14 protein-coding genes and 2 pseudogenes are annotated in these 18,246 nt (G+C 47.3%); 3 read left to right on the top strand and 13 right to left on the bottom strand.

Annotated elements, in window-relative coordinates:
- Positions 1-158 precede the first annotated feature (158 nt).
- The 5 genes from ASL14_RS10630 to ASL14_RS10650 all read right to left on the bottom strand — a co-directional run bounded on the left by ASL14_RS10630 (position 159) and on the right by ASL14_RS10650 (position 6,579).
- Positions 159-1,577: a sucrose-specific PTS transporter subunit IIBC gene (locus ASL14_RS10630; RefSeq protein ID WP_134911552.1), complete on the bottom strand. Its 1,419-nt coding sequence runs from the start codon at positions 1,575-1,577 to the stop codon at positions 159-161.
- Between the two features lie 68 nt (positions 1,578-1,645).
- Complete coding sequence (locus ASL14_RS10635) at positions 1,646-3,121, bottom strand: glycoside hydrolase family 32 protein (RefSeq protein WP_134911553.1); 1,476 nt, start codon at positions 3,119-3,121, stop codon at positions 1,646-1,648.
- A gap of 184 nt (positions 3,122-3,305) precedes the next feature.
- Complete coding sequence (locus ASL14_RS10640; RefSeq protein WP_134911554.1) at positions 3,306-4,337, bottom strand: LacI family DNA-binding transcriptional regulator; 1,032 nt, start codon at positions 4,335-4,337, stop codon at positions 3,306-3,308.
- A gap of 169 nt (positions 4,338-4,506) precedes the next feature.
- Positions 4,507-5,349 (bottom strand): aldo/keto reductase, encoded by an 843-nt coding sequence (locus ASL14_RS10645; protein ID WP_134911555.1) that lies wholly within the window; start codon positions 5,347-5,349, stop codon positions 4,507-4,509.
- A gap of 24 nt (positions 5,350-5,373) precedes the next feature.
- Positions 5,374-6,579: an MFS transporter gene (locus ASL14_RS10650; RefSeq protein WP_134911556.1), complete on the bottom strand. Its 1,206-nt coding sequence runs from the start codon at positions 6,577-6,579 to the stop codon at positions 5,374-5,376.
- 145 nt (positions 6,580-6,724) lie between these two features.
- Between ASL14_RS10650 and ASL14_RS10655 the strand changes: the two genes are divergently transcribed.
- Together ASL14_RS10655 and ASL14_RS10660 are read left to right on the top strand one after the other, a co-directional pair.
- The gene (locus ASL14_RS10655) at positions 6,725-7,090 is read left to right on the top strand and encodes a winged helix-turn-helix transcriptional regulator (protein ID WP_134911557.1); all 366 of its coding nucleotides are present in this window, start codon (positions 6,725-6,727) and stop codon (positions 7,088-7,090) included.
- Between the two features lie 118 nt (positions 7,091-7,208).
- Positions 7,209-8,051 (top strand): carbonic anhydrase, encoded by an 843-nt coding sequence (locus ASL14_RS10660; RefSeq protein WP_134911558.1) that lies wholly within the window; start codon positions 7,209-7,211, stop codon positions 8,049-8,051.
- A 126-nt stretch (positions 8,052-8,177) separates the two neighbouring features.
- On the opposite strand, the gene ASL14_RS10665 is transcribed toward ASL14_RS10660, so the two are convergent.
- Positions 8,178-9,464, bottom strand: a complete 1,287-nt coding sequence (locus ASL14_RS10665) for a Gfo/Idh/MocA family protein (protein WP_134911559.1) — start codon at positions 9,462-9,464, stop codon at positions 8,178-8,180.
- 137 nt (positions 9,465-9,601) lie between these two features.
- Here ASL14_RS10665 and ASL14_RS10670 point away from each other — a divergent pair, with 137 nt between their 5' ends.
- Positions 9,602-10,459 (top strand): helix-turn-helix transcriptional regulator, encoded by an 858-nt coding sequence (locus ASL14_RS10670; protein WP_134911560.1) that lies wholly within the window; start codon positions 9,602-9,604, stop codon positions 10,457-10,459.
- On the opposite strand, the pseudogene ASL14_RS29535 reads toward ASL14_RS10670, so the two are convergent.
- The 7 genes and pseudogenes from ASL14_RS29535 to ASL14_RS10705 all read right to left on the bottom strand — a co-directional run.
- Positions 10,449-10,559 (bottom strand): annotated as a pseudogene (locus ASL14_RS29535) (carbohydrate ABC transporter permease); the annotation flags it as partial. The gene ASL14_RS10670 and the pseudogene ASL14_RS29535 sit on opposite strands and share 11 nt — an antisense overlap.
- Positions 10,560-10,577: 18 nt before the next feature.
- The gene (locus ASL14_RS10680) at positions 10,578-11,681 is read right to left on the bottom strand and encodes a hypothetical protein (protein ID WP_134911561.1); all 1,104 of its coding nucleotides are present in this window, start codon (positions 11,679-11,681) and stop codon (positions 10,578-10,580) included.
- Between the two features lie 300 nt (positions 11,682-11,981).
- On the bottom strand, positions 11,982-12,710 hold the full coding sequence (locus tag ASL14_RS10685) for a LytR/AlgR family response regulator transcription factor (RefSeq protein WP_189338252.1): 729 nt from the start codon (positions 12,708-12,710) through the stop codon (positions 11,982-11,984).
- Positions 12,711-12,874: 164 nt separating this feature from the next.
- A pseudogene (locus ASL14_RS29540) lies at positions 12,875-12,967 on the bottom strand (carbohydrate ABC transporter permease); the annotation flags it as partial.
- A 164-nt stretch (positions 12,968-13,131) separates the two neighbouring features.
- Positions 13,132-14,430 (bottom strand): ABC transporter substrate-binding protein, encoded by a 1,299-nt coding sequence (locus ASL14_RS10695; RefSeq protein ID WP_134911563.1) that lies wholly within the window; start codon positions 14,428-14,430, stop codon positions 13,132-13,134.
- A 241-nt stretch (positions 14,431-14,671) separates the two neighbouring features.
- Positions 14,672-17,344: a pyruvate, phosphate dikinase gene (gene ppdK / locus ASL14_RS10700; RefSeq protein WP_134911564.1), complete on the bottom strand. Its 2,673-nt coding sequence runs from the start codon at positions 17,342-17,344 to the stop codon at positions 14,672-14,674.
- 269 nt (positions 17,345-17,613) lie between these two features.
- A complete protein-coding gene (locus ASL14_RS10705) occupies positions 17,614-18,171 on the bottom strand; it encodes a GNAT family N-acetyltransferase (RefSeq protein ID WP_134911565.1) in 558 nt (185 codons plus the stop codon).
- Between the last annotated feature and the right edge of the window lie 75 nt (positions 18,172-18,246).

The raw sequence follows: 18,246 nt of genomic DNA on the forward strand, positions 1-18,246 counted from the left end.
GATACGAAATGCTAAAGTTTAAAGAAAAATGGCCGCCCCACTTGGATGCCGTCTCTAGCAGCCCTTTTACAACAAGGGCCAAGAGCGCTCCAAAGTAGGGCGACCGTTACAGTTCATTAATACACGTATGCGTACTTATTCGTGCCACCTGGGTGGTGTTAATTGGAGGAACCTGCTGTTTTGACTTCCTCCAGCATTTTATCGTTATAGCCAAACATCCATGTCAGGACAAAAGCTACTGCCATAGCAGCCACGTTCGCCAAAATATAAAGCGGAAGCTGATGGTTCATGTAGAGCAACGTCCCCGGAATGACCGTAATGGCCATACCTGTAGCCGCCAAATGGAAGACCGAAGCGATAAAGCCACCGACCGCTCCGCCGATCAGGCCCATGACAAAAGGCTTCATATATCTCAGGTTGACCCCGAAAATAGCCGGCTCCGTAATCCCCAGAAAAGCAGACAACGAGGAAGGAAGCGCTAACGCTTTCAGCTTGCCGTTCTTCGTTTTCAGTCCAACCGCCAGACAAGCTGCACCTTGGGCAGCCATAGCGCAAGTAATGATGGCGTTGAAGGCGTTTACGCCATTCTTTTCAAGCAGTTGAATTTCCAGAAAATTAAATATATGGTGCACGCCTGTAACTACGATAATCTGATGCAGAAAACCAATGACAATCCCTGCGATACCGAAAGGCAAATCCAGTACAAACGTCGTTCCTTGAAGTACCCACTCTTCAAGAGAATGGAAAACCGGACCGATGGCAAACAGTCCCAGTATAATCATGATCAACAGCGTTAAAAATGGCGTAAGAATCAGATCCAGCGCTTCGGGTACCCGTTTGCGCAGCCCCCGTTCCAGCTTGGCTCCGATCAAACCCACGAAGAAGGCTGGCAATACTGAGCCCTGATAACCCACCACAGGGATGAATCCGAACATCGTCAAGGGATGAGCTGAGCCGTCCGCAACAGCATAGGCGTTGGGCAAGGCCGGGTTCACCAGCATTAGACCGAGAACGATACCGAGCACCGGGCTACCACCGAATACTCTAAAGGCTGACCACGCAACCAGCGCAGGTAGAAAAGCAAAAGCCGTATCCGTCAATACTTGGGTAAACAATAGGAAATTCGGTGAAATATCCTGCGGCGTCATGCCGAACAGGGCCAGAATTTGCGGCTGGGTAAGCATGCCCCGCAATCCCATGAACAGTCCCGTAGCAACCAGCACCGGAATGATCGGTACAAATACGTCGCCAAAGGTACGAATGGAGCGTTGGAAAACGTTGCCTTCCTTTTTCGCCTGACTCTTCACTTCTTCTTTAGATGTACCGGTCACTCCGAGCTTCTCGACCTCTTCAAAAATCCGATTGACCGTACCTGTACCAAAAATAATCTGATACTGACCCGAGTTGAAAAAAGCTCCTTTGACCTTGTCGATTTCTTCGACCTTTTTCTGATCAATCTTCTCCTTGTCATGCACCATAATCCGTAGGCGTGTCGCGCAGTGAGCAAAGGACGCAATATTATCCTTCCCACCGATTGCTTGGATCACTTCTTTGGCTATTTCCCGGTTCTCCGCCATGATGTTCATCCTCTCGTTCATTCCGTTATTTATTGATGATTAACGATCCACTTGATGATGTTGAATATTCATGTAAAATCCCATTTTACCGCTTGGAAGAGAGCCTCTCCCTTGTCGGCAAAAAAGCGTATTTCGTCACTCTCTGGGTGCGGAAAAATACGACTGGTGAACACCTCTTCCCCATCATTGACGAAAATTTCCACCGAAGACGTATCCACGAACAGATGAAGCTTGATACGGTCCCCATTCATGGCGCACTGTCTTATCTCACCATACGAAGCAGCGACAGGCTCACCCGATTGCGAACGGTCCATCACAAGTTTGCGGCTGACGGCATCATATCGGATCACCGTTTTCTCAGTCGCACTTGCGCGGAATTCAATACCGCATGCCTTGGCGCTCAAAAGATCATACTCACAAATCAGCTCATAAGCCGTACCCCTGAAGCCCGTATAGGTTTTGCTCTCCGACGTTAATGTGTCGGCTACCCGCTCCTCACGCTTTCTACGCAGCGTGGTTAGCTCAGGTATTGGCCTTTGTATGAGTTTGCCCTCATGAAGCGTAAGCTCCCTCGGCAGCGTCAGGCAATGTGCCCATCCGTTCGGATCTGTCGGATAATCGATATCCGGTAATCCCATCCACGCCACCATAATACGCCGCCCCTGCGGGTCGATCATCGTCTGCGGTGCATAAAAGTCAAAGCCTCGGTCCAGCTCGCGGAATACGCCGTGCTCCAATATTCTGGTTTGGGTATCCAGCGGTTTGCCGATCACATAGCCCGACTGATAAATGTTGTGATACTCATCCCCGGAAGGCTCCAGGCCCTGAGGAGAAAATACCAATACACCCGAGCCGTCCAGTTCAAAATAATCCGGACATTCCCACATGTAGCCAAACGTCTCCAGCCCTGTCCGCAGTTCCCCCTGAAACTGCCACGTATGTAGGTCGGTTGACCGATAAAGGACGGCACAGCCTGTTGCATTCGCTCTCTGGGCACCGATCACACAGTAAAAGCTGTCTCCGTCCTTCCACAGCTTGGGATCACGAAAATGATCCGTATATCCTTCCGGCACGTTCGGAATAACGGGATGCTCCCATTTTGTAATGAGACCGCTCTCATCCATAACGGCCATACATTGATAAGGATGTCTGATCCAGTCCTCGTCACGTGTATTTCCCGTATATAGCATATACAGCTTGCCCTCATGCTCCATCGCGCTACCTGAATAAGCACCATGTGAATCAAAATAATCTCCCGGTGCGATACCGATGCCTGCGTCGTCCCATGTGACCAAATCTCTGGACTTCAAATGATACCAGTATTTCATTCCATGATCGGTTCCAAACGGGAACCACTGATAGAACAAATGATATTCACCCTGATAATACGAAAAGCCATTGGGATCATTGAGCAAGCCTGTCGGTGGCTGAATATGAAACTCCTGCCGCCAGTGACATTGCTCCACCTTTTTCTCCAAGCTGGCTATTTCACCGGGCTCTGCCTGCTCAATCAGTCGATACTTTTGTTCTTTTGTCATTTTCATAGGTGTACCTCATTCTGTATTAAAACTTCCGTCTCAGGAACCGGTTCCAATTTGACGAAAAAATAATATATAGGAACCGGTTCCTGTACGATTAAAAAAATATACTCATACATGGATTTGCAACCGGTTCCACTTATGCCCGAGTGCCGTGGAACCGGTTTCGAAGAAATTATAATCCACCTGTTCAGCGTTTGTCAACGCTTTCTCTCTCTATCAGAGAATAATTCATAACGGTCACTTTCTCTACCGGTTTGTGTTCTACCAGCCTTACAATATTTTGCGCCGCTACGCGTCCTGCTTCCATGTACGGATATTGCACGGTTGTCAGCGCAGGATGAATCACCTCTGTAATATCGTATCCCCCGAAGCCAGTCACCGACAATTCCGACGGAATGGCAATTCCTCTGGAATACGCCGCGTTGATCACGCCAAGCGCAATATTATCCGTAGCACACACCATTAAGGATGGCTTGAATCCATCTAAAATCGCAGACGCAGCCACCCGTGCATCAGACATTTTAAATCCGGTTTCATAGTATCTGATATCGTACCCAGCGGATCGCTCCAGTTGCTTCACATCGTCCATATGAGCTTGATCGGGCAATGCATCCCGAACAGCCTGCTTAAAGCCCTCCTTGCGCCGCACACCGACAGCGACATCCTTTTCCGTAACGCCGACGTAGGCAATTTCACGGTGGCCCTGTGACAGAACATATGCGCCAATATCATATCCCGCCCGGTAGTCATCATGGATAAGGCTGTGAAGCTGCGTGTGCTGCTGCCCCACCAGCAAAACCGGAATCGCAATGTCGCGGATCGCGGTCAGATGCTCATCGGTAATTTCAGCAGCCAGTAAAATAATACCGGAAATCTTTTGCCGACCCAGCTCGTAAATGGCTTCGATTTCACGCTTCACATCCTGGCTTGTATTCGAGATCAGCATCTGATAATGCTGGGCCCGCAGCTCTTGATCTATACCCATCAGCGTATGGGATGTCGCGAAGGAATCCAGACGTGGCACAACGGTTCCGATAATGTTAGTCCGCTTCGCTTTCAGGCTCTGGGCAAAGGTATTAGGGACATAACCCGTGGCCTTGACCACCTTTTCAATTTTACGTCTTGTATCCACACTGACAGCCCCGCCGTTCAAAAAACGGGATACCGTACTCTTGGATACGCCAGCCATTTGGGCTATATCTGCAATCGTCTTATTCATGAGGTCCCCCGGATTGTCTTCATTTTCACAAGCTTCCATAACGTCTCTTTTATCATAACCCTATAATACCATATGGCGGGATTGGAATGCTGTGGCTCCAGACCCATCATGGATAAAAAACGCCGCTCCCTTCAATGAAGAAAGGAACGGCGTATCATGGAAATAGAGTTTAAAAATCAAAGTTATCCGGATCAGGACCTACCCGATGATTCGCATTTAACGCCTGAATTCGATCCATATCCTCTTGCGTCAATTCAAAATCAAAAATGTCGGCATTTTCGACAATCCGATGCGCCTTGGTAGACTTGGGAATGGTGACAACTCCCTGCTGCACATCCCAGCGCAAAATCACTTGTGCCACCGATTTGCCATACTTGGTCGCTATGTCTTGCAGTACCGCATGATCAAGCAATTGGCCTTGCATTAACGGGGACCAGGCTTCCATTTGAATATTGTTCTTTTGACAGAATTGCAGTAGCTCGGTTTGTGTTAATTGTGGATGAAATTCCACCTGATTTACCATTGGTGTGATTTCAGCATCCTTCATAAGGTCCTCCAAATGATGAATCTGGAAGTTGCTGACTCCGATAGCCTTGATCCGCCCTTCTTTATATAAGGACTCCAAAGCTCTCCAGGCTTCTTTATACTTGCCTTGAACCGGCCAATGAATCAGATACAGATCCAGATAGTCCAGACCCAGCTTGTCCAGACTTACTTCATAGGCTGCCCGTGTCTCTTCATACCCCAGATCGGCATTCCACACTTTGGACGTTACGAAAAGGTCTTCTCTGGACAGGTTATTTTCCTGAAGAGCCTCGCGGATGGCTTGTCCTACACTGTTTTCGTTGGCATAAGCTGCGGCTGTATCTATACTGCGATAACCATGCTTCACAGCCGTTTTGATGGCATCGACCAGCTCTGAGCCTTCCTCCACTTTAAATACCCCGATTCCGAACCAAGGCATGTGAACTCCGTTGTGCAATGTTGTTGTGCTTTGTAAGTTTTGAGTCATTGTTTATCTTCCTCTCTGCATTTATTAAGATTGTGAACCTATATCGGTGAGTGTATCCCTTTTTTCTAGCGTGCGACTCCAGCCTGTGAGTAGAACCGCAGCGAAAACCATAATCGCCCCGATCCAGGTCGTATGAATGAGACCCAGAGCATCCGTCACAATTCCACCTACATAAGCTCCAATCGCAATCCCCGCGTTGAAAGCAGCGATATTGACGGCAGAAGCGACATCTACGGCTTTGGGGGCAAAACGTTCAGCCAACATCACCACATATACCTGTAAGCCGGGCACGTTCATGAACGCAAGCAATCCCATGAAGAAAATCGTAATCAGTCCAGCGGTTTTAAAAGGAGCGGTGAACAGCAGGACGAGCAGGACGGCAGCTTGAATCAGGAACATGTAAAATAAAGCTGAAAGCGGCTTGCGGTTCGCAGCTTTTCCACCAATGACATTCCCTATGGCAATCGCGATTCCATACAGCAAAAGAATGAACGTTACCGTACTTTGCTTAAATCCGGTTATGTCGTGAAGTAATGGAGATAAATAAGTAAACACGACAAACGTGCCTCCATACCCCAATGCTGTAATGATAAAGGCGAGTAGCAAGCGACCATTGGTAACCAGTTTGACCTGCTCGCGGAAGGGGGTTCTGTTCCCTTTGCGCAGATTGGATGGCAGCAAAATCAGATTCGCAATGAGTGCCACCACACCGACGATCACAATCGCCATGAATGCCGCTCGCCAGCCCCATTGCTGCCCGATAAAGGTTCCCAAGGGTACACCCGTGACCGTGGCTACGGTCAGCCCGGAGAACATAATGGAAATGGCACTGGCTCGGCGGTCATTGGGTACAAGATCGGCTGCGATGGTGGAGCCGATGGACATGAACACCCCATGGGAGAACGCCGAGACCACACGTGCAATCAGCAGCATGACAATTCCACTGGAGAACGCAGCGAGGCTGTTGCCTGCAATAAATACAATCATGATCCACAGCAGCAGCGTTTTACGGGGAATACTGGATGTTAACGAGGTCAAAACGGGAGCCCCGATGGTTACCCCTAAGGCATACAACGTGACGGTTAAGGCCGACATGGTTACGGATATGTGCAAGTCCTCACCGATCAGGGGAAGCAGTCCCACGCTGATGAACTCGGTTGTCCCAATGGCAAAGGCACTTACGGCTAAAGCCAGTAATGGCCAAATACTTCGTTTTGAGTCTGACGACATGTCTTTCACTCCTATCTATAGAAATCTTCGACCAGCAGATGTTATTATGAGTTATTCAAGCAATTATGAACAGTACGTACTTTTTAGTGATATAGGTACCAAAAAGTACCCTAAACAAAAGGTGAAACACACGGAGGGATCGACATTGGGTCAGAAAAAATACAACATCTCGGTTGAGGCGACTTTAGAGGTTATCGGTGGGAAGTGGAAGTGTGTGATCCTGTGTCATTTGACACATGGGAAAATGCGGACAAGCGAATTGAAACGCATCATGCCTTCGATTACACAAAAAATGCTGACGCAGCAGCTTCGGGAATTAGAGGAAGACGGCATCGTCAATCGAATTAGCTACAATCAGGTGCCTCCCAAAGTGGAGTACGAGCTTAGTGAATATGGTTGCAGTCTGACGGGCATTTTGGATTCTCTGTGCGCCTGGGGAGAAAAGCATATTATTAAAGAGTACGGGGATAAATCCGCTGTACTGGAGGATAACATTCTGAATAAGCTGTAAAAAAAGAGTGCACCCTTTCCTTCTTTCTAAGTCCTTGTACCCTTGATGGAACTTTGTACAATAATTTACAATGTAAAAAGTTTCACATACTCTACTTTGGGAAGAAGGATCATGCACAATGAAAAAAAACTGGAGAGTTTGCTTGTCCAGCATGTTTGCTATTTTCTTGGTTGTGTCGGCAACCGGATGTAATGCTCAGCCCGCCACTTCCAAATCTACGAATACTTCGTCTTCACCGACTGGTAGCGCCGCCTATGCGGTTGTTCAGAAAAATCCACACTGGTCCTATGAGGGAGAGGAGGGACCGGAGCATTGGGGAGAGTTGGAAAAGGATTTCGCCGCTTGTGGTAACGGCCACGAACAATCCCCTGTCAACATAGAACATACTCGAATGGAAGCTTCGCAAACGCAGCAGCCGATACAGGTTCACTACACCAATACGAAAGTATCCATTCTGAATAATGGACACACCGTTCAAATCAATACTGCCGGCCCCGGCAATACTATTGTGGTGGACGGCACTCGTTATACTTTAAAGCAGTTTCATTTCCATCATCCCAGCGAACACCAGATTGATGGTAAAAATGCCGAGATGGAGCTTCACTTTGTTCATCAGAGCGACAACGGCCGCACAGCAGTTTTAGGCGTACTCATTCAAAGGGGTACGGAGAATAAAGCCTTCAACAGTATTTGGTCCAAACTGCCGAAAGATACGACCTCTCAAGATGCAGCTCTGGAGGAAGGAATTAATCTTGCTTCCCTTCTGCCGAAGGACCTGCATTCGGTTCGCTACAATGGCTCTCTGACTACCCCGCCATGTACGGAGCATGTGAACTGGACGATACTGGAACAGCCTATCAAAATGTCAGCAGACCAAATCAGCCGGTTTGCTACTATTTTTCCCGATAACCATCGCCCTGTGCAACAACTTGGTGCCCGTGAACTGACTGCCGATAAATAATGAAATAAAGCGCTATATAACAGCAATAGAAACTCTGCCGCCACTGACAGTAAAATACTAAGAAGAAGCCCCTCTGTTCACAAGATAAACAGGGGGCTTCTTGGTTATTTTAGTGGTTGCCAGTCTTTACAAACGCACCAGTTCCTCCACCTTCACTGGCTGGCCCGTACGGATGGAGCGATTGGCGGCAATGCCCGTTAAAATGGACCACGCTCCATCTATATGGGAGGCTGCACGCTGAAACCGATCATCCGCCGGCTTATCAAAAATATCCCGCAGCATGACCGGATCACCACCGCCATGACCACCTACGCCTTCCTCTACCTCCACCTCATAAGGTGCTGCAAAGTGGGGATAGATCGTGATGGTTTTTTCTTTTAACGCCCCCTCGTCTGCCTTACTGCCCCCGGAATTAACGTAGGATTGCTCGGATACCCGTACCTCCATCCGCCCCTTGGTGCCGTTGAACACGATGATAAATCCCTCCCAAGGCATGTAAGCATTCAGCGAGTAGTTCATGACTGTCTTGTTCTTGTACTTCACCATGACACTCAGCGTGTCCTCAATGCTAATATTGTCGCCAAATACGCTTTGATCCCGCACATAGCCATCCTCATGCTCAGCATCCAGGTACATGCTTTTCAGGTGCTCGTTACGGTCAAGATGCAGCGCAAACGGGTCATTTTCCGCTGCCTTGCTGCCGTACGCACGCTGGTAGAATTCAGTCACGCCGCGCTGTTCCGCATTTTCCCGGCCATAAAATTTCAGATCGCCCATCGCATATACCGTCTCCGGCTTCGAGCCGAGCCAAAAGTTCATCAGATCAAAATGATGCGTCGATTTATGCACCAACAGACCGCCACTGTTGCGCTTATCCCGGTGCCAGCGACGGAAATAATCCGCGCCATGCTGCGTATTCAGCAGCCATTCAAAGTTGACGGACAGCACCTCACCCAACGTCCCGTCCAGGATCACCTCGCGTATTTTCGTATTATGGGGCGCATAACGATAATTAAAGGTGACACGCAGCTTCTGTCCTGTGCGATCTATGGCATTCAAAATGTCTTGACATTTGTCCTCATCCACCGTCATCGGCTTCTCGGAAATAACATCACAGCCCAATTCCATCGCCCGGATAATATACTGATGATGCACACGGTCGATGGTCGTGACGATCACGATATCGGGCTTCGTTTCCGCGATCATCCGTTCAAATTCATGAGCTTTATAGGTCGGAATCGGTTCGTGCTCATATTTCTCCTGCAACAGCCGATTGGCATAGTCCATTCTCGTCTGATTGACGTCACAGAACGCGATCAGCTCCGAGGTATCCTTGAAAACGGTAACAACTTCACCGTAAAAAAATTCGGCTCTTCCTCCAGTACCTACAAGTGCATATTTGATTTTAGCCAATTGGCACACACCCTTTGCATGAATTACTTTTATTTTATAGTATAAGAAAGAGCGAATTCTTCGCATTTATTGTGAATTTGTCCTTAAAGTATACATATATTATCCATTTGAATTTTCTCGTAAAGGAGACCGTTGATGTGATCGCCACACCCCGTTTTGCCATCGAGCAAGCGCTACGGACAGAGCCGTTCAGCATGTCCGCTGACCATGTTCACCAAGCACATGAAATCTATTATCTACTGGCAGGAGAGCGCTACTATTACATTAATCAGCGGGTATACGCTCTACAGAAGGGAGATCTGATCTGGATCAGCAAACACGATTTCCACCGTACGAGTAACAAGGGCAACGGTAGCCATGAGCGGATTCTGATCAATTTTGATGAAGCGTTTGTTGCCACGTCGATACCTGACACCCCATCCAGCGATCAGAAGCAGCCCCTCCTGCCGGAGAAAAGCTTTCTGCTTCGCCCTTCGGCGGAGGAACAGCGCGAGCTGGAGCATCTGTTCCAGCAAATGCTGGATGAGTACCACCAAGACCATATCTACCGCCATATGTACCTCCAAAGCTTGCTGCTCCAACTGCTTATTCGAATCGGACGCATACAATCGGCCACCCCCGACACCATTGCGCCTGAACGCAGCGAAAAACAGCAGCGAGTGTATGCGGTCATCGAATATCTGCATGTACACTATGCGGAGAAGCTGACTCTGGATCAACTGGCAAGGCATTTTTATATCAGCAGTACGTATTTGTGCCGGATTTTCAAGCAGACCACAGGCTTTACCTTAGTAGAGTATCTTCAGGATGTCCGGGTTCAGCAAGCACGAGCGTATCTGAGAGAAACGAGCTGGAAAGTGACAGCGATCGCTGAAAAAACGGGCTTTGACAGCATCGCTCACTTTGGCCGTGTGTTCAAGCAATGCACCGGGTATACCCCGTTACAGTATCGAAAAGAACAGAAAAAGGAGCAGGGAAACGCCCCTACCCCTTGATACCCGTCAAGGTAATGCCTTCGATAATTTGTTTTTGAGCAATTATATAGACGAGCAGCACCGGAACCGTGAATTTCTCTGGTGTATTGAGATAGATAAGCAGTAGGTTATTTTCGCTTTAAGAAATTTTTTGTAGCTTGGTAAGCGAATAAGTGCGGCCACCGTCTGAAGTATAATGATAATTAAATGGACTTAAGAACTCACAAACTTGGAATGTGTCCAAATTAATAACGATGTAATTAGGACCATACGAAAAATCGGTATGCTCTGTTCCAAAGGTTCTCGGAGTTTTAAGACCAGAAAGATCGAAGTAATCCATAATGTGCGTTACATCTCCCTCTACATTACGATAATAGCTGTTCATATAGAGCCATGATCCCTTACTGATATCAATCAGTAATGCATTTGGAGCGGAATATGGTACACTACTGGAGAATGACCCCAAATATACCCCCTTTACTTCAGCTACTGACATGCTCATATCTCTAGCGGAATACCCATTCGGGGTATACCATGTTTCGGAATTTTCCCATTTGAGTCCTGTCAAGATATTATCTCCGTTACTGCGGATTGTTGAAAGATTATAATACAAGACGACTCTGGAAAGGTCCGCTGTACAATTGATAATGGAAGAAGCACCCGATGGATTTGAAGCATTCCACATCAATTTATAGTTACCTCTTTCTTCACCTGTTGCAGAACCAATTACAATCGCATATTTCCCTGCTGGGATATTAATGTATGAGTGACTTCCGTTTGCTTTAACACCCCATCCAGTAGAACTGCCTAACGAGCCGTTGGCATTGACATTGTACAGAATAGCCAACAAATTTGAATTGCTGGAATCCAGCTTTAGGAATGAAAGCTGCTTTGCAGTGAGAGAAACCCCATAACTATCAAATGATTCACTGAGAGTGCCATCTCCTACAAATACAGGTTCGGAGATCCTCCATGCGCTTTGCAGTTTAACGGTTCTGCTCTGGGTAGATTCTGTGGAAATCTTTTTTGCTTCGTCAGGAGATATTTCATCTAGATTGTCAAATTTTTGAGTATCCATTTCAGAATACGATATAGAGGGCATGGATTGAATTTCTGCATTTTTCGCCTCTTCCTTAGCCACTTGTGGCGTTGTTTCATTTGCCGCGAAAGAGGGAACTACTAAAACACTATACATGAGCAGTATGGCCAAAACATAACTAACGCTTTTTTTAACAAATTTCATATTGTACTCCTTTCACAATTAATATACTTTATTTTTCCTAATTTTCCGCCATATATCATCGTTCTGGGTAAGCCACGTACATGATAATCTCTAAGATGCATAACGTAAAAATCTATTTCACTCGCATACTCCTTTCGTAGTTTTGAATATGAGTCAATCGTTTCTTCTGTTGTGTCCAGATTATCAAACAGTACAGAAGAAATTTCAAGGGGCTGGCGTAGATAGTATGTTGATGACGTAAACAGCATGAAATACGAATAAATTTCTGTTTTACAAGAAGGCATACTGTATTCATAATATTCACTGCAATACATCATCTGAGTACACCTCAAGCAGGTTATTAATATAATTTCTGCTCACGGGAAGATGGGTAATCTCATGACCATTGAGAATATCCACGGAATATGGATAAGTTATTTTCACTCTGTAGATTTTAGATTTTGCAATCACATATGACCTATGTATCTGGATGAAATTCTCACACCCTAATAACTGCATAACTTTATTTAATGTTCCTCTAAGATAGATTTCCTCTTTTGTTGTATGATAGATTATTGTATGATTATTCACTTCCACAAAAGCTATATCACTTTGACGAACAATATTTATCGTGGACTCTGCTATAATAGTAAATACTCGTTCCGGTTTTTTTCGCTTCACTACCCTATCCAGAAATAGCGAAAGTCGCTTCTCGTCAATAGGTTTTTTCAAGAAGCCCATTGCTTCAACTAAATATCCGTCAATAGCACGAGCAGAATCAACTGTAACAAAAATGATAGGTACCCGATTCCCCATTTTCCGAATATGCTTTGCTGTAGCCAATCCATCAATATCTTCTTCACTACGTAGCGAAATATCGAGCAAAACTACGTCTATATCTATGTGAGCATTAAGATATTGAACTAATTTCTGGGACGAATAAAAATCAGTACATTGCAACTCTATATTTTTATTTAAAGCCCACCGAGATATAGACGCTTTTAACGCATCGCCCCAACAACATTCGTCTTCACAAATTACGACTTTCACGGCATACCACTCCTTCATTTGTACAGTTAAGATACAAGTGATTTAAGGAATTCAGAGCGCCTCGATGAAGCTTTTGTCACCTCGACAACAACAACTTCTACTTGGACGATTCGAATTCCTTGCTTATATTCAAGGCGAAATTATGACTTTTCAAGGGGTAACTAATCAGAACCTGGAAAACGTATTTTAGCAAAAGCATACGCCGTCATAAACGCGCTAATCAGCATAGCTGTCACAACGTTCACCGTAATGCCAAAACCATCCCAGTTTACACAGCTGAAGTAAAACGCATATAGCAATGGCAACAGCGAAAAACATACAGACCAAGAGACTGGGGGCCAATGAACAGATAGCCCCACAGCGCTTGATGTTTTTTCTGCATCTTGTCACCTTCCTCCCCGGTCGCGGCCGTATTCCGTGCCTACTTGACCGCCTTGGATATGATCTGATTCAGCTTCTCAATCGTTGCCGCAGCATCCTGCTTGCCCAGGAACATTAGGTCAATCGTCTCCGTGATATCCGAATTTAATCCCGGTATCTGAGCATCATAGGCCAGTGCAGAGCCGTGGGCATGCCCCTTATCGCGTCCTTCGGTCAAATAGCTTGAATGCCCAATCTTCGCCGTTTTCATAATGCTCTCATCTGCGGCGGCAAGTGTACCCATGGCGTTCCCACCTTCAACCAGTCGCGCCTCCTGCCCTTTCACAGAGACATAGAATGCTGCCAGCTTCATGGCCTCTTGCACATGCGGACTATTTTTGTTTACGGCTACGTAGGCGACCGGAATGGCGACAGGTTCATTTTTGCCCGTATTGGAAGGCCAGTAAATATAATCAAAGTCGAGACTTTTATTTTGACTAAACAAGGGTTCCAGCCATCTTCCCGCAGCCAGCATACCGACTTGATTGGACATGAACATCGCATCAGCCCCTTGCCCTTTGGGAAGCGAGCCGAGATATACCGCATTTCCCTTTTTCACCATATCGTACATGAAGCCAAAGGCTTCCTTACCCTTTTCATTGTGGTCCAGCACATACTTGCCTTGTTCATCAAAAATCCGTCCGCCATTCGACCACACCCATGAATACCAGTGAGCCCACCAGTTTTCTGCGATATAGCCCTGTTTTCCGGCAGCTTTCAGCTTCGATGTGACTTCCTCAAAGGCGTCCCAGTTCCATTTGCCCTCGTCATAATATTCCTGCGGTGTCTTCACACTGGCATCCTTAAAGACCTTTTTGTTGTAATACATCACCATGGGATTCGAGTCAGGAGTGACCCCGTAAATTTCCCCATCGCGTTTGGCTGGACCCCACAATCCCTCCGGAAAATCTTCGGCCTTCACATCACTGGCATCACTTTTTAAAAATTCACCCAACGGCTGCACCTGCTTCGCTCCAATCAAACGTGCAATCGTTGGCTCATACGAATAAAACACGTCCGGCCCGCGGCTTCCCTGAAGCTGTGTCAGCAGCTTTTGCTCATACTGATCTCCTGGTACAGGCACCAGCTTGACCTCAATATTCGGGTTTTCCTTCTCAAAGGCATCGAGCGCCCGCTGGTACACCTTCACCTCAGCGGGATTACCCCAAGCTTGCATCGTGAGCCGCACCTTTTGCCCATCGGTGTTCTCCAGCTTGGGAGAGGTACTGCATGCTGCTGCAAGTAAAAACAGAACGATGAGAAAAAATCCAATTTTTATCCAGTTCATGTAATTGTCCACCTTATCCGCCTCCTGTAGCTTCGCATGGTTGTATGTCATCCTCTTATTAAAGCGCTTACAAAAATGTTCCCTATCATCATATGTAGGAGGAGGGAACACGATATCACCATTTTCATATTTATATAAATTTTTTTCTTCCCGACGAGATATGTGTATGTAAAATGTGGTGCAAAACGAACAAGGCAGCCCTTGGATCAAGGCTGCCTTAAATGTGTTATTGAAATGTAGAGACTACTTTCAGCTACAAAACGGACAAGACTCCCTCAGGTTGCTCCGCTCTGACAAGCAAAGCTGCTTGGGCGGCGGCAATGCGGGCAAATGGCACCCGGTACGGTGAGCAACTGACATAGTCCAGTCCGCTGCGGTGACAAAAGAGAATAGACTCTCTATCCCCGCCATGCTCACCACAGATACCTGTCTCCAGCAAGGGCTTTTTCTCCTTACCCTTGATAACAGCCCATTCGATCAATTTGCCTACGCCATCCTGATCCAACACCTGAAAAGGGTTCGTATCCAGAATATTCTTTTCCATATAGGAGCCGAGGAATTTACCTTCGGCATCATCCCGACTGTAACCAAAGGTCATTTGTGTGAGATCATTGGTTCCAAAAGAGAAAAAGTCGGCATACTGGGCCACGCTATCTGCCAGCAGGGCGGCTCTTGGAACCTCAATCATGGTGCCCACCCGATACCTGAACCACTTAAACTCTTCGCTAAGCACCTGAGCTGCCACCTCATCGACCAGTTCTCTCATCTGCTTGAGTTCATTCGAATGACCGACCAGCGGAATCATAATCCCTGGTCTCACATCCACGCCCCTGCGCAGTGCTGCTTCCGCGGCCTTAAAGATCGCTTCAACCTGCATATCGTATATCTCCGGAAACAGAATGCCCAGCCGAACACCGCGCAATCCCAGCATAGGGTTAATCTCACGCAGGTCGTGCACCTTGGAGATGGTTCTTTTAAGACGTTGAAGCTCCTCCACATGGCCGCCGGAAAGCTCAAGCTCCCGCTGTTGCTCCTGAAGCTGCTCAAGGTTCGGCAGGAACTCATGTAATGGCGGGTCCAGCAGGCGAATCGTCATCGGTAAACCGTCCATCGCACTGAACATAGCCTCAAAGTCGGATTGTTGCATTTGGAGCAGACGATTCAAATGCAGAACCCGCTCCTCCTGATCCTCGGCCAAAATCATCGCCTGAACGATAGGCAGCCGTTGGCCCGAGAAAAACATATGCTCTGTCCGGCACAGCCCGATGCCCTCAGCTCCAAATTCCCGAGCTTTGGCGGCGTCGAGTGGCGTATCCGCATTGGTGTAGACCTTCAACGTCCGAATTTCATCCGCAATCTCCAGCAGCTTCAGCAGCTCCGGTGTAATGACTGGCTCGTTGAGCAACAAACTGCCTTGATACACCTGCCCGGAGGTCGAATCGATCGAAATATTTTCCCCTTCCTGAAAGGTCAGGTTACCGATGCTAACGCTCCGACTGTACAGGTCAATGCTCAACGCGTCGCAGCCGCAAATGCAGGGTTTACCCATGCCTCTCGCAACCACAGCGGCATGGCTGGTCATCCCACCTCGACTTGTCAGCACGCCTTCGGCGGCAATGATCCCGTGAACATCATCGGGTGAGGTCTCCACACTGACCAGGATGACTTTCTGCCCGTCCTTCGTCCAGTTCTCTGCCGTATCGGCGTCGAATACAATGCGCCCACTCGCTGCGCCGGGCGAGGCAGGCAAACCTTGGGCAATCGCAACCAGCGGTGTGGAAACATCAATGGAGCGATGCAGCAGTTGATCCATGTGGGACGGCTCAATCCGTTGGATAGCCTCTTCTTTGCTGATAATCCCTTCCTCCACCAGATCCACAGCTATTTTCACAGCCGCCTGCGCCGTTCTTTTGCCGCTCCGCGTCTGTAACAGATACAGATTTCCTTTTTCAATCGTGAATTCGATATCCTGCATATCCCGATAATGACGCTCTAACAAGGAAGCCAGCTCTTCCAGACGACCATAGACTAGCGGCTGCTCTTCCAAAAGTTGAGGAATAGGGTTAGGCGTTCTTATTCCTGCCACGACGTCCTCTCCCTGAGCATTTACCATGTACTCGCCATACAGTTCATTCATACCTGTGGAGGGATTGCGGGTGAAGAGCACCCCGGTTCCACTTTCGTTGCCGAGATTGCCAAATACCATGGCCTGAATGTTCACTGCTGTTCCTTGTTCATCTGGAATACCGTAAGCCTTCCTGTACACCTTGGCACGCATATTGTTCCAACTGCGAAATACAGCCTCTACCGCCATTTGCAGCTGCTTATACACATCCTGTGGAAACGGCTGTCCGTTCTGCTCTGCGATAAGATCTTTATAATGTCCGATCAGTTCCTTCCATTCTTCCGCGCTAACCTCCTGGTCACTGCCACGCCCATGGGTCTGCTTGCTCTGCTCCTGAAGCTGGTCAAAATGATTGGATTCGATACCCAGCACCACTTCGCCAAACATTTGAATAAATCTGCGGTAACAGTCGTAAGCGAAGGTTTCATTTCCCGTCTGCTCGGCCAATCCACGCACGGTTTCATCATTCAGACCCAGGTTCAGAATCGTATCCATCATACCGGGCATCGAGGTTACTGATCCTGAACGAACAGATACCAGCAAAGGCCGCTCCGTATCTCCGAATATAGCCGACTGGGCTTCCTCAACGTCGTGCAGGGCAATGACGATTTCTCCCAACAAACCCTCCGGGAGCTTGCCGCCGGAAGCAAAATAGGCTTTACACGCCTCGGTAGTCACCGTAAAGCCGGGAGGGATCGGGAGACCCAGTGTCGTCATTTCCGCGAGGTTTGCGCCTTTTCCACCTAACAGCGCTTTCATCCCTAACCTGCCTTCATTAAATGAATACACTCTTTTCAGCATTGAATTCATTCCCTCCACTTATCGAGATACATGCCTGAACTGATCTATAGGTTTACTTAAAGTTGTAACACAAAGTAAGTGGTTATTTCAATATATAATACGTAATATATATTTATTATATTTGTTTATGACGTTTTAAATAGCGATAAACCTCATTTATAAAACACTTTAATTCGTGGTTAGCCGTATGTTGGGATAGAATGCCACGACTCAAAAAGCAAAAAGGACATCTGTTAGACGTCCCTTTGCTCAGCTCAGATTTTATTTTTCTACATCTCTGTTAGCATCTTTTCAAAAATATTATAGCCGTTCGTTTCGCCTATATACGTATAACCGCATTGTCTGTAAAACTCGCTAAGCTTGTCATTCCCCGCAATACAGTCTAATCGGATTCGATCCTTGCCTGTGAAGTGGATCCCCTTTTCAATCCATTGCATGAGCTCACGACCCATACCCTTTCCGGTATTATCACGATCGACAACCAAGCGATGCAGATATACTGAGGTTCCCGGCTCGGAATCCGCTTCATTTAATCCCCACAACTTACGGTCCCATGCACCGGGCTGCTGTTGCAGAATCATGGAGCCTGCCAAGGAATGCCCCTCTGATTTTCGGAAAATGATCACTTCTCCGCGCGAAATAGCGTCTCCCAGATTATGATCATCCTTCCCTTTCAATAACCTGCCCCATTGAGTGGAACCCTTGCTGTGCAGCCATCTGGCAGTCTGTAAAATTAACTCCTGAACCTCAGCCTGATCCTCTGCGCCTGCCTGAAACGCGCGTAATTCCGGATTGACGTATGGATCGACAATTTGTAGTGTTGTCATGCTGCACCTCAACTCTCTTATGTCAGTATGTATAAAATATAGCATAAAAAAAGAGCGTCTGATGATCTAGCAGAG

It is taken from the genome of Paenibacillus sp. IHB B 3084, from assembly GCF_001447315.1.
Classification (GTDB): Bacteria; Bacillota; Bacilli; order Paenibacillales; family Paenibacillaceae; genus Paenibacillus.